The organism is Thermoanaerobacterium xylanolyticum LX-11 (assembly GCF_000189775.2).
In the GTDB taxonomy this organism is placed as follows: domain Bacteria; phylum Bacillota; class Thermoanaerobacteria; order Thermoanaerobacterales; family Thermoanaerobacteraceae; genus Thermoanaerobacterium; species Thermoanaerobacterium thermosulfurigenes.
Genome location: NC_015555.1, coordinates 272,549 through 285,278, shown reverse-complemented (window position 1 = coordinate 285,278; position 12,730 = coordinate 272,549). Strand labels below are relative to the sequence as shown.

Annotated in this window: 11 protein-coding genes; 1 reads left to right on the top strand and 10 read right to left on the bottom strand. The window is 38.1% G+C overall.

Going from position 1 to position 12,730, the window contains the following annotated elements:
• Positions 1-99: 99 nt before the first annotated feature.
• The 7 genes from THEXY_RS01405 to THEXY_RS01380 all read right to left on the bottom strand — a co-directional run bounded on the left by THEXY_RS01405 (position 100) and on the right by THEXY_RS01380 (position 7,915).
• On the bottom strand, positions 100-480 hold the full coding sequence (locus THEXY_RS01405; RefSeq protein ID WP_013787083.1) for a biotin/lipoyl-containing protein: 381 nt from the start codon (positions 478-480) through the stop codon (positions 100-102).
• A gap of 15 nt (positions 481-495) precedes the next feature.
• Positions 496-654, bottom strand: a complete 159-nt coding sequence (locus tag THEXY_RS12620; protein WP_013787082.1) for a hypothetical protein — start codon at positions 652-654, stop codon at positions 496-498.
• Between the two features lie 26 nt (positions 655-680).
• Positions 681-2,231, bottom strand: a complete 1,551-nt coding sequence (locus THEXY_RS01400; RefSeq protein WP_013787081.1) for an acyl-CoA carboxylase subunit beta — start codon at positions 2,229-2,231, stop codon at positions 681-683.
• A 139-nt stretch (positions 2,232-2,370) separates the two neighbouring features.
• Positions 2,371-2,736: a hypothetical protein gene (locus THEXY_RS01395; RefSeq protein WP_013787080.1), complete on the bottom strand. Its 366-nt coding sequence runs from the start codon at positions 2,734-2,736 to the stop codon at positions 2,371-2,373.
• 1 nt (position 2,737) lies between these two features.
• Positions 2,738-4,405 (bottom strand): formate--tetrahydrofolate ligase, encoded by a 1,668-nt coding sequence (locus THEXY_RS01390; protein WP_041592049.1) that lies wholly within the window; start codon positions 4,403-4,405, stop codon positions 2,738-2,740.
• 17 nt (positions 4,406-4,422) lie between these two features.
• Positions 4,423-5,805: an ATP-binding protein gene (locus THEXY_RS01385; RefSeq protein ID WP_041592048.1), complete on the bottom strand. Its 1,383-nt coding sequence runs from the start codon at positions 5,803-5,805 to the stop codon at positions 4,423-4,425.
• Positions 5,806-5,998: 193 nt separating this feature from the next.
• The gene (locus THEXY_RS01380; RefSeq protein WP_013787077.1) at positions 5,999-7,915 is read right to left on the bottom strand and encodes a right-handed parallel beta-helix repeat-containing protein; all 1,917 of its coding nucleotides are present in this window, start codon (positions 7,913-7,915) and stop codon (positions 5,999-6,001) included.
• A gap of 119 nt (positions 7,916-8,034) precedes the next feature.
• Here THEXY_RS01380 and THEXY_RS01375 point away from each other — a divergent pair, with 119 nt between their 5' ends.
• Positions 8,035-8,790 (top strand): AraC family transcriptional regulator, encoded by a 756-nt coding sequence (locus THEXY_RS01375; RefSeq protein ID WP_013787076.1) that lies wholly within the window; start codon positions 8,035-8,037, stop codon positions 8,788-8,790.
• A gap of 94 nt (positions 8,791-8,884) precedes the next feature.
• Here the strand turns inward: THEXY_RS01375 and ftsH are convergent, their stop codons facing one another.
• The 3 genes from ftsH to tilS all read right to left on the bottom strand — a co-directional run bounded on the left by ftsH (position 8,885) and on the right by tilS (position 12,729).
• A complete protein-coding gene (ftsH, locus tag THEXY_RS01370; RefSeq protein WP_013787075.1) occupies positions 8,885-10,720 on the bottom strand; it encodes an ATP-dependent zinc metalloprotease FtsH in 1,836 nt (611 codons plus the stop codon).
• A 68-nt stretch (positions 10,721-10,788) separates the two neighbouring features.
• Entirely contained in the window at positions 10,789-11,334 is a 546-nt protein-coding gene (gene hpt / locus THEXY_RS01365) for a hypoxanthine phosphoribosyltransferase (protein ID WP_013787074.1), read from the bottom strand.
• Between the two features lie 12 nt (positions 11,335-11,346).
• The gene (gene tilS, locus THEXY_RS01360) at positions 11,347-12,729 is read right to left on the bottom strand and encodes a tRNA lysidine(34) synthetase TilS (protein ID WP_013787073.1); all 1,383 of its coding nucleotides are present in this window, start codon (positions 12,727-12,729) and stop codon (positions 11,347-11,349) included.
• Position 12,730: the final 1 nt, after the last annotated feature.

The window sequence follows — 12,730 nt, the reverse complement described above, 5'->3', positions numbered from 1 at the left end:
GGATACCGGTCGAACCACTGCAATATTTTAATATGTCCAGCTCGCAAGATGCCGGCAAAATAATTCTACCAAAAAAGTAGGTGTATATCAAGCATTGTATCATTTTACGTACAAAAGCACATCTCCTGTATTTACAGAAGCTCCCTTTGAAACATTTATGGATATTACTGTGCCGTCGTAAGGTGATGTGATTTCATTTTCCATCTTCATGGCTTCCAGTATCAAAAGCACATCGCCTTTTTTGACTGCCTGCCCTTGGCTCACTTTGACATCCAGTATAGTACCAGGCATTGGTGCATTGATGGCAGAACCGTCTTTGACTTCATTTTTGACTTCCACCGGCGTACTTTTTGCACTTGTCTTTACCTCATTTTTAGTAGCAGTTTCTTCTGGCGATTTTTTCTCGCCTGCGATATCTTTTACTTCTTCCACTTCCACATCATACTTTTTACCATTGACAGTCACTATAAATTTTTTCATTTCCATCCTCCTCATCTATCTCATCTGACTGTAAAGGCCAGCTTTTCTCCATTCCGGCATATTTGATTCGGTTCTCTTTATTGATTTTATGCGAAAATTCTTTCCATACTGACCAAACGCCGCATAAATCGCAGCTTCAATGACAGCGACAATTTCTTCATTTATCTCTTCCATTCTTTCACTTCCCTTTAAATGCGATTTTAAACAGGAAAATTGCCATGCTTTTTGCTTGGCCTTGATTCCCTTTTGCTCATAAGCATATCAAAAGCTGAGATGAGGCGAGGTCTCGTCTCTTGAGGCAAAACTACATCATCTACATATCCTCTGGCTGCAGCCCTGTATGGATTTGCAAAATTCTCCCTGTACTCATTTATCTTCTCATTTCTTTTAGCGACAGGATCATCAGACGATTTTATCTCATTTTTAAAAACAATATTTGCCGCTCCATCAGGTCCCATGACCGCTATCTCGGCAGTAGGCCATGCCAAAACAAAATCAGCCCCTAAGTCTTTGCTGCACATCGCAAGGTAAGCACCGCCATAAGCTTTCCGCACAATAAGAGTCACTTTTGGCACTGTAGCCTCAGAGTAAGCGTACAACATCTTAGCGCCATGGCGTATTATTCCACCGTACTCTTGATTCGTGCCAGGCAAAAATCCAGGAACATCCACTATATTGAGAAGTGGGATGTTAAAAGCATCGCAAAACCTTATAAACCTTGATGCCTTGTCAGATGCATTGATGTCAAGACATCCAGCCAAAACTTTAGGCTGATTTGCTATTATCCCTACTGTCCTTCCATTAAGCCTTGCAAATGCTGTTATTATGTTTTGCGCATACATTGATTGTGACTCAAAATACACCCCTTCGTCTACAACTTCGGAAATGACCTCTTTCATATCATAAGGCTTATTAGGACTATCTGGTATTATCTCCACAAGCCTATCGGACAATCTGTTTATATCATCATCGGTTACCATTTGCGGCGGATCTTCCAAATTGTTTGATGGAAGATAACTTAAAAGCTTTCTCACCATCTCCAAACACTCTTCGTCGTTTTCAGCTCTAAAATGCGCCACACCGCTTTTTGTGCTGTGAGTAATCGATCCGCCAAGCTCCTCTGCAGAGACGTCTTCCCCTGTCACAGCTTTTATGACCTGCGGCCCAGTTATAAACATCTGGCTTGTCTTGTCTACCATGAATATAAAGTCAGTAAGAGCAGGCGAATAAACTGCACCTCCTGCGCTGGGTCCCATTATCACCGATATTTGCGGTATCACACCTGATGCCAACGTGTTTCTGAAAAATATGTTGCCATATCCTGATAAAGCGTCGACACCCTCTTGTATTCTGGCACCTCCGGAATCATTTAATCCAATGAGTGGCGCTCCCATCTTTAAAGCCATATCCATTATCTTTGTGATTTTTTTAGCATGATACTCACCTAATGATCCTCCTAAGACCGTAAAATCCTGTGCATACACGTAAACAAGCCTTCCATCTATCGTCCCATACCCTGTCACTACGCCTTCGCCAGGTATCCTTTGCTTTTCCATGCCAAAGTCAATACATCTGTGCTCAACATACGCATCTATTTCCACAAAGCTATCCTCATCTAAAAGCTTGTATATCCTTTCTCTTGCAGTAAGCTTTCCCTTTTGGTGTTGTTTCTCTACTTTGTCCAAACCACCACCTTCTAAAACCATCTCTCTTCTTCTAAGAAGGTCTTCAATCTTATCATCTATTGACATCAATTTACCTCCTTTGTATGTTACTAACTTCTAATATATCATATTATGACCTAATAATAAATATTATTTTAAGTTAATCTTAAAAATATTTAAAAGCGGATGAAAGAAGTTTTTTCTCAAATCCGCTTTTTATATAATTCTATTTCATTAAAGCCTCTATACTTCCAGACACTTCTTTTACAACATCATCAAGTCCAAAATATCCCTTTTGCATTTTAAGCTTTGACAAAAGCCTTAAATACTGTTTTAAAGTCCCCATAATGACCACATGAGAGCTTTCTATACTCATGTTTACGCAGCCTCTCTCTACTGCCGCTTCTCCGCCTAAAGCTAACATTTCCTGTTTTATGATATTTGCAGCAGCTGGATGGACGTCATAAAGCTTTACGACGCAAAACACGGCTTTCGAAGCCATCATGGATACAGAAATGTCTTCAATGTGAAGCTTTTTCAATTCATCTTTAGCCTGACTTAAATTTTGTATACTAAGCATCTCACTTTTCATATCAAAATAAACCCTTAATATTGCCCTCCTCATCTATATCCATCTTTTCTGCCGCAGGCGATTTAGGAAGCCCTGGCATCGTCAAAATATCACCTGTCATTGCAACGACAAATCCGGCTCCAGCAGATATGTTTAAACTTTTTACAGTAATGTTAAATCCCTTAGGTCTTCCTAAAAGCTTTGGATCATCTGACAGTGAATACTGAGTCTTGGCAACACATACAGGAAGATGGCTAAGTCCCAATTTTTCTATGTTTTTAAGGTCTTTTACAGCTTCTTTAGTAAACTCTACATCATCCGCGCCGTAAATCTCCCTTGCTATAGTTCTTATCTTATCTTCAATAGATGTGTCCAGTTCATATATTGGCTTAAAATCAGACTCTTTTTCACATGCATCAATTACTTTTTCTGCCAGCTCAATGCCGCCTTCGCCGCCTTTTTCCCAAACTTCTGCCAAAGCCACCTCTACACCTAAATCATTGCAATATCTTTTCACAAACTGAATTTCCCTATCCGTATCGTGCGTAAACTTGTTGATAGCAACGACTACTGGTATTCCATACTTTTGTACATTTTCTATCTGCTTTCCAAGGTTCTCTATGCCTTTTTCAAGTGCATCAATGTTTTCTTTTGATAACTCTTCCTTTTTAAGGCCACCGTGCATCTTAAGAGCCCTTATGGTCGCCACAACTACAGCGGCGCTTGGCTTTAATCCTCCATACCTGCATTTTATATCAAAAAACTTTTCTGCACCTAAGTCAGCCCCAAAACCGGCTTCTGTCACAAGGTAATCTGCCAGCTTTAATCCATATCGTGTCGCTATTATGCTGTTGCATCCATGGGCAATATTTGCAAACGGACCACCATGTATGAATGCAGGCACATTTTCCAAAGTCTGTACCAGATTAGGCTTAATAGCATCTTTAAGCAAAAGTGCCATTGCGCCATCGGCTTTTAAATCTTTGGCCGTGACAGGATTGTCATCCTTGTCGTAGCCTATTATGATCTTGCCTAATCTTTCTTTTAAATCTTTAAAATCTGTGGCAAGGCACAAGATTGCCATTATCTCAGATGCCACAGTTATTATGAAACCATCCTGCCTTGGATATCCATTTACTTTCCCTCCAAGCCCTACGACAATTTCTCTTAAGGCCCTGTCATTCATATCGATGGCACGCTTCCATGTAATGCGCCTTACGTCGATATTTAGTTCATTTCCTTGATGTATGTGATTGTCTATCATTGCAGATAACAGATTGTGGGCAGAACCTATTGCATGCATATCACCTGTAAAATGCAAATTTATATCTTCCATAGGCACAACTTGCGAATATCCACCACCAGCAGCACCGCCCTTTATTCCCATACAAGGACCTAATGACGGCTCTCTTAAGGCTATTGCAACCTTCTTTTTAAGCTTATTTAAAGCTTGTCCTAAGCCTACTGTTACAGTGGATTTTCCTTCGCCTGCAGGTGTAGGGTTGATAGACGTAACCAAAATGAGCTTCCCATCTTTTCTGTCTTTTATCTCCTCCCAAAGCTTTTGTGAGATTTTTGCCTTGTAATTCCCGTAAAGCTCCAGATAATCTTCATCTATTCCTATCTTCTCGCCTATATCGGCTATATGCTTCATTTTGGCTTCTTGCGCAATTTCAATGTCTGTTTTCAAACTAATCCCCCCAGTCATTATTTTTTAAGCTCCAAGTATATATTCACAATCGTCCCAGTACCTTTTTTGCTGAATATCTTTAAGTCACCGCCGTACTTGTTGAGAATGTTTTTGCTAATAGATAGCCCCAAACCTGTACCGTCTTTCTTTGTGGTAAATAAAGGCACCATAACTTTTTTAAGGGTTTCTCTGTCTATTCCACCGCCGTTATCTGCTATCTTTATTATAACCCTATTTGTGTAAGAATTAAATCTGGTTGTTATCCATATCTTGCCTCCAGAGCCGATAGCCTGAAAAGAATTCTGAAAAACATTTAATAACACTTGTTTTAGTTGGTTGTTGTCTATCTTCACCATTGGAACTTGTCTCAATTTTTTTATTATCTCGATTTGCCTATGTTTTGCTTCCGCTTCAATTAAGATCATGTACTTTTCAATAAGCTCGTTTAGGTCAATACCTTCATCAGGGCTATTTCTTACCACGCCTAAATAGCTCATCACCAAATCTATTATTCTATCTGATTCGCTTATGATGGTGTCAAAAAAAGAAGCATTCGCTTTGTCTTTAAGCTGCATAAGCTGTAAAAATCCTTTTATAGATGTGATGGAATTTTTTATCTCGTGAATCAACGACACAGCCAAGCTTCCCATCAAGTTAAATTTTTCACTTTTTTCGATGATCTCTCCGAATTTCAGCTTTTCTGTAACGTCTTTTACGATGATGCATAAAAAGTTATCGTCGTAAGTATCTGCTACCTCCATAGACAAAAAACGTCCACTGTCTTTTAAATTGTAAACAGCGATCTTATTGCTTACTATTTCATCAAAGTTTATCTTTTCATCTAATGATTTCAGCACTTTTTCTGCATCTTTCCGGTAAGCCTTTTTGTAGTCTAAACACATAAGCTGGCAAGCAGCCTTATTTATATACTCTATGCGCCTTCTCTTGTCCATAAGCAAAATACCCGTATCCACCATGTCTACAAGCTTAAACCTATTGTACAGAAGATCCAAATACGCATTTACGTCTCGCATAGTATCTAATTCACTTTTCACAAAATTAAGGGTGGAAATGATGCAAAGCTTTCTCCCATCGTCAGAATTCAAAAAATTGTCCACCATCTTAAATCTCAATGTAAAACCATATCTGGAATTCAAAGTAATATCATATATGTTTTCATCCACTTTCTTAGCTTCATTAAGAAAGAAGTTTTTAAAAAAGAAATCGTAATTTCCCCCTATATCATCGTGATTAAATCCCAATAATCTTAAGAGAACTTTGTTTATATATATCACTTCACCGTCAAAATTTTTTAAAATAGTAAATCCTTTTAGTCCATCGACTAAGTCAAATATCCAATTGTAGTTAGGCTCCTTCGATGACCTTATCATTTTGTCCATGATAATTCCTCTTTTCTTTAGTATAAGTTTTAAGGCGACATTTATATATTTTGACATAATTGCCAAAAATCCTTCTTATTTTGACAAACTTTTTCGATATTTTATAAAAAATTTATTATTTTTATATATATGTGGCAAAGCGTAAAAAATAAGCCTTATGCCTTTATCGCAAGACATAAGACTTCACTCAATATTACCAAACTTTTATGTAATTATCTCCTTTTTTCAAAAGCGCAATTGGACCTATTGAACTATTTCCCGGCTTTTTTGCGCCTAAATAGTCAGTGTCTAACACCAGCTCTTTGCCATCTGGACTTTCATACTCCGCATCCACAATCCGCACTCTTTCCAACGTCTTTGTCGAATGGATATCGCCTACAATATTTTCAAATTCATCTGGCAATTGCAGTGAAAGGTAAACTTCATCTCCTTCAGCAATGATGGTAAGTTTCGGGTCGAAGTCCTTTTTAACAAGATTGTCTTTTTCTCTTTCAAATGGCTCTGCACCATTGAAGTATGCATTTTTATTGATGTAGACCGGTTGTTCCACTCGCTCAAACCTTTCTAAATCGCCAGGCACTTCATTTACCTTTTCAATGTACTCCTCTAAAGATGTTGTATAGTTGTTGTAATGAGAAGTTCCCACATTTTCTAATCCATCTTTTCCTATGAAGATATTGTTGTAGAATCGATCATCTCCCCCGTATACAAATGCGAATCCCGCAACTTTAGTGCTGTGTGGAAGATGGTACTGAGTCGAGCGATTTAACACTTTTTTCTGATTCATCTTGCCTGCTATTAAATTGTTTATATACGCTCCGCCTTGTGACATGTTGTCTATAGCGTATTCGGAGGCCAAAATATTATGGTCAACCACATACGGCCCATGACTCACCTCAACAAACATATCCCTGTTATTATGGTAAAACAAGTTTTTGCTGACTCTTGTCCCTTGTGCTTCCCAATCCAGCCATAATCCTAATGAGCAATCGTGAATGCGGTTATGATGAATCTGAACATCTATAGCCGCATGTAGCTTAATCCCCGCTATCTCATGGCCGTAGAATTCCCTTTTCAATGCGATGTTGTAAATATGGTTATTGTAAATTTCACTAAAGACACATCCTAAGTGTCCAACAATCGCATTTTGCCCGCAATCATAGATTGTATTATTTCTAATGATATGTGAACCTATCTTTTCTTTAGACCAACCGCTCCTCTCAGCATTAAAGACAGCTTCTAATTGATACTGATACCCAGGCTTGTCTTTCCGTATTGAACGATAATTATTGCCTGTTGTGGCTTCTTTGCCGATGCTTATTGCGCTGCATTTAGCATCATGTATGATATTATCCTCGATTATCCACCCTTTGCTCCAGTTAGGGCCTATAAGTCCCGGCTGATCTGCTGTGGGAGGTGCCCATGGTGTTGCCGCATGTGCCATCTCGAACCCTTTGACTGTAATATAGTCTATGCCTGTTTCGACAGGATAAAAACACGATCTCCTGACGTTTATCTCCACAAATTCTTCGTTGGGATCAGCACCTTGAAAATTAGCGTAAATCGTCGTCTTTTCTGAATCTACCTCAGCGTACCAAACATACTTCGTTTGTTCTACATTGTTAACAGGTACAATCTTTTGAGTCCAGTGATCGAGGACTTCTGTCCTAACTTGTGGATTAAAAAGATCTTCATAATTTGTGACTTCATAAAATGACATACCATTTAAGTATACATCCCCTAAGTGTTTTTTCTCATCAACTGTAAGCAGCCAATCTCCAAAAATTTCTTCTTTGTATGGATTGAATTCCCCAAAGAAAGAATTGGGCAACTGACATTTCCATACGTCTCCTTCTACATGCTGCCAGCTTTGAATCCTCTCTGAACCTTTTATTATTACTCTTTCGCCTTCTGCCGCCTTGTATGTAATCCTTCTTTTGTCGCTTAGCCCTTTATACTTTGGTTTAACCCATTCCCGATATACTCCTTCATGGACTATAATTGTGTCGCCAGCCATTGCAACAGACGCAGCCTTATTTATAGTCAAAAACGGATCTTTAAGCGTTCCTTTCCCTTCATCTGAACCAGTCTTAGCCACATGGTATTCCATTTCTAAAACCCCTCCTCTTTTAACGATTAATTCTATTTTAAGCAAATGCCTGTTGATATCGCTATGCAAAAAGTAGTATACTTTAAGACAATATTAGTGTTTTTTTAGGAGGGACTCTTATGGTCTTTTTTCAAAAGCATGGTGTAAATGAAAAAGATCTCTTCCGCTTTTTTTCACTTAGAAATTATCAATTTCCATATCATTTTCATAGAGCGTACGAACTTATATACTTAAATGACGGCCAATTATCTGTCTCAATAGACAAAAAAGAATACACACTTAATAAAAATGATTTAGCCTTTGTCTTTCCTAATCAAATGCATGAATTTAAGACGATTGATTGCTCTGACATCACAATCGTCCTGTTTTCTCCAGAACTTATCGGAGATTTCTACATGAATTACAAAGGCATGATCCCTGAAGATAACATACTGCACTTGGATAACATCATAAATTTCAATAAGCTTGATTCCATATACGGTAAAAAAAGCTTTTTATATTCACTGTGCGATATGTTAGTAAACCATACTTCATTCATTCCCTCAAAACAATCGACTAAGACAAAAGTTCTATACAAGATGCTGCTTTTTATTGAGCAAAACTATTCAAATGACTGTACATTAAAAAAGGCTGCAAAATACCTAAATTACGATTATCCATATTTATCAAAACTATTTATCCAGCAAATGGGCATGACTTTTACAGAATATCTAAACAACTATCGCATTTCGCAATCCTGCTACATGTTAAAAAACAGCAATCTTTCTGTAAGCGAAATCGCATTCAATTGTGGATACAGCAATTTGCGGACATTTCACAGAAATTTCAGGAAGATGACAAATATGTCCCCGAAAGAATACAGAGAATTAGATTAATCACAAAAGCAATATCACACGATATCTTGAAAAATTTGAAATCTCATTCATGAAACTAAAAAAGACATACAAAGTAAATTGTATGTCTTTTAAGTTATGCTTCTTCGCTCTGATTCGTCTCATCTACATTTTCGCCATTAAAATACTTTTCAAATTCCTCTGCGTTAAGTTTCTCTTTCGTCATCAAAGCCTGTGCAATTCTATGAAGCTTATCTATATTCTCTTTTAAGAGTGTCTCAGCCTTGTTGTAGCATTCATCGATGATCCTCTTCATCTCTTTGTCGATGTCGTACTGAACTTCTTCGCTGTAATTCCTCGTCCTACCTAAATCTCTGCCAATAAATATTTCGTCGTTGTCTGTACCGAAAGTCATAGGACCCAATTTTTCGCTCATGCCGTACTCTGTAACCATCTTTCTCGCTATGTTTGTGGCTCTTTCTATGTCATTTTGTGCACCTGTAGATATATCATTCAAGACAAGGCTCTCAGCTACGCGTCCTCCCAAAAGGTGGACAATCTCGTCCATCATCTCAGACTTTGACATGTAGTACTTGTCTTCTTCAGGAAGCAGCATGGTGTAACCGCCTGCTCTTCCTCTTGGAATGATCGTCACTTCGTGAACAGGAGGCGTATTCGGGAGGAGTTTTGCAACAACCGCATGACCTGCCTCATGATACGATACGAGTTTTTTGTCTCTTTCAGATATTACTCTGCTTCTCTTTTCAGGACCTGCTATAACTCTTGTAATAGCTTCTTCCAGCTCTACCATAGTTATCTGCTTCATGCCTTTTCTGGCAGTCAAAAGTGCAGCTTCGTTCATGAGATTTTCAATATCAGCTCCTGTAAATCCAGGCGTCCTTCTCGCCAATACTTTCAGTGACACATCAGGTGCAAGAGGCTTGTTTCTGGAATGTACCTTTAAGATCTCCTCTCTTCCTTTGATGTCTGGAACACCTACAGTAACATGCCTGTCAAATCGCCCAGGCCTTAAAAGAGCAGGGTCAAGGATGTCTGGCCTATTTGTAGCAGCTATGACTATGATGCCTTCATTTACACTGAAACCATCCATCTCAACCAGCAACTGGTTTAATGTTTGCTCTCTTTCGTCATGTCCACCGCCTAATCCTGCGCCTCTATGGCGACCAACAGCGTCAATTTCATCTATAAAAATTATACAAGGAGAATTTTTCTTGGCTTGTTCAAAAAGATCCCTAACCCTTGATGCACCGACACCTACAAACATCTCCACAAAGTCAGAACCGCTTATGCTGAAAAATGGAACTCCAGCTTCACCAGCCACAGCCTTTGCAAGCAAAGTTTTACCTGTTCCAGGAGGTCCTACTAAGAGAACGCCTTTAGGTATACGAGCGCCTAAATCTAAGAATTTCTTGGGGAATTTCAAAAACTCTACTATTTCCTGCAGCTCTTCCTTTTCCTCATCTGCACCAGCTACATCATTAAAAGTGACTCTCCGCTTATCGTCTGTTACCATCTTAGCACGGCTTTTGCCAAAAGACATGACTCTATTGCCACCACCGCCTTGTGCTTGCTGCATAAACACATACCATAGCACTACCAACACAGCCACCATAAATAGCGTTGGTAAAAGTGAATACCACCAAGGAGCTCCTTGAGGCGGTTCACTCTTGACGACAAGTTTATTGTCCTTAATGTAAGGCGTCAAGAAATTCATAAACGACGTCACATCAGGCACATTGCTGCTAAACTGTGTGCCGTCTTTTAAAGTACCTGTAATGCTTGTGCCGGAAATAGTCATCTCTGAAACATTGTTTTTGATAATCTGGCTGTACAGTTCAGTAACGTCGATAACTGCAGGTTGTTTAATATTATCAGTATACAATTGTACCATTGCATATAATGCGATAATTATCAGTATCCATATAACGATACCTCTGATCGTTTTATTCAAATATGGCCCTCCCTTCAAAGCCGTATCACTTAATTTATAATAACATATACCATATAAAAAAACAAATTTTAGCTGTACATTTCAGGTTTCAAAACGCCTATAAAAGGAAGGTTTCTGTACTTTTCATCAAAGTCTAATCCATAACCAACGACAAACTTATCCGGTATCTTAAATCCCACATAGTCGACTTTTACAGATGCTTCTCTTCTCTCCGGTTTGTCTAATATTGTGCATATTTTCAAGCTTTTTGGTTTCCTCCCAAGTAGGGTTTCCCTCAAGTAAGACAGAGTCAAACCGCTATCAATTATATCCTCCACAATCAGGACATCTTTGCCTTCTATGCTTATATCAAGGTCTTTAATTATCTTTACTATTCCTGATGAATGTGTTGAGCTTCCATAGCTGGAAACAGCCATAAAATCAAGTGATAAAGGCAAATCTATGTTTCTTGACAAATCAGCCATAAACATTAAAGCACCTTTTAAGACTCCTACCAGCATTAAATTTTTCCCTTCGTAGTCCTTCGTAATCTGCCTCCCAAGCTCTTTTATCTTTTCTTTAAGCTCTTCTTCTGTGATCAAAATTTCATCGATGTCTTTTGATAAATTTTCCATCAAATTTCCTCCTTAATCTTGTTCAATATACTCTATAGACAATATTTTTTTTGTGCTATCACGTACTTTGTACTTTTCAGAAATTCTATATCCCACAATCCACAAAATAGTGTTGCCAATAGCTAATAATGGTATCTTATCCCTCTCCTCTCTTGGGATTTTCTCATCGATAAAATACTTTTTAAGTGTCTTTGTCCCTCTCATGTTTAAAGGCGAGATGCAATCTCCAATTCTCCTATGCCTTACGACTACATCGCCATCAATCAAATCAGCATCGAAAAACTTACGGTATCTACCTAAATTAAGGCTTTCTATTGATTCTCTATCTATTATCTCCGCCTTATATACGCCTAAACATCCACCATCTGTTATACCGGGAATATTAAGCTTAACTTCGCTAAAATCTCGCTTTTCATAAAAGTTTCTCTTTCTGAATATAAGATTATTATAACTTTTTATAACTTCAATTTCAAAGGGTAAATCAATTTTTGACGATGTCTGCTTGTCCATGATATCTAACACATCTTCCACGTGCTTAAACGCAAGCTGATTAAAATCTCCCTTTAGTTTCTTATACGCCAATCTAATGACTCTTCTTTTTATGGAACTGTGTAATTTTTTTATCCCATCAATGTCAAGTTTAACATTTCCATTGTCAATGTCAGCAATCTCATTAAATATTTTTTCAGATTCACGGCTTAAATAGTCTTCATCATCAAGTACGATCTGTGATGTTCTGTACAAATTTTCGACCATGTCTATATCAAAATATTCTTCAATAAATGGTATCAATTTTAGCCTTATTCGGTTTCTTCTATACGCATCTTCTTTATTTGTCACATCTTCTACAAACTCTAAATTCTTCGAATTAAGGTAGTCAATTATCTCACGCCTTTTCGTCTGTATAAGAGGTCTTATGATGCATCCATTAACAGGCTTTATGCCCACAAGTCCAGTTGTACCAGCACCTCTTAAGATGTTTAAGAGAACCGTTTCGGCTACGTCATTTTTGTTGTGGGCAATGGCAATTTTGTTTCCACCAACTTCTTTAAGCACTTTATTAAAAGCACTGTACCTTATTTCTCTTCCGGCAGCCTCCTCTGATAATCCATTTTCTTCAGCGTATCTTCTCACGTCTTCCTTAAATAAAAAAAACGGGATATTTATTCCCTTGCAGAACTTCTCAACGAACAACGCATCACTATCTGCATCGGCTCCCCTCAGCATGTGATTTACATGAACCACAAAAAGCTTAAGCTTATACCTTTCTTTTATCTCTAAAAGCAAATTAAGAAGGCAAATAGAATCAGGGCCTCCAGATACTCCTACCACGATTTTATCGCCTTTTTCTATCATTTTGTATTCTTTTATCGTCTTTTCAAAGCTATCTATCATA

What these genes read in the sequence shown, in the direction of transcription:
- THEXY_RS01405 (WP_013787083.1), bottom strand. Translation starts at nt 480, where the DNA reads ATGAAAAAATTTATAGTGACTGTCAATGGTAAAAAGTATGATGTGGAA.
- THEXY_RS12620 (WP_013787082.1), bottom strand. Translation starts at nt 654, where the DNA reads ATGGAAGAGATAAATGAAGAAATTGTCGCTGTCATTGAAGCTGCGATT.
- THEXY_RS01400 (WP_013787081.1), bottom strand. Translation starts at nt 2,231, where the DNA reads ATGTCAATAGATGATAAGATTGAAGACCTTCTTAGAAGAAGAGAGATG.
- THEXY_RS01395 (WP_013787080.1), bottom strand. Translation starts at nt 2,736, where the DNA reads ATGAAAAGTGAGATGCTTAGTATACAAAATTTAAGTCAGGCTAAAGAT.
- THEXY_RS01385 (WP_041592048.1), bottom strand. Translation starts at nt 5,805, where the DNA reads ATGGACAAAATGATAAGGTCATCGAAGGAGCCTAACTACAATTGGATA.
- THEXY_RS01380 (WP_013787077.1), bottom strand. Translation starts at nt 7,915, where the DNA reads ATGGAATACCATGTGGCTAAGACTGGTTCAGATGAAGGGAAAGGAACG.
- THEXY_RS01375 (WP_013787076.1), top strand. Translation starts at nt 8,035, where the DNA reads ATGGTCTTTTTTCAAAAGCATGGTGTAAATGAAAAAGATCTCTTCCGC.
- hpt (WP_013787074.1), bottom strand. Translation starts at nt 11,334, where the DNA reads ATGGAAAATTTATCAAAAGACATCGATGAAATTTTGATCACAGAAGAA.
- tilS (WP_013787073.1), bottom strand. Translation starts at nt 12,729, where the DNA reads ATGATAGATAGCTTTGAAAAGACGATAAAAGAATACAAAATGATAGAA.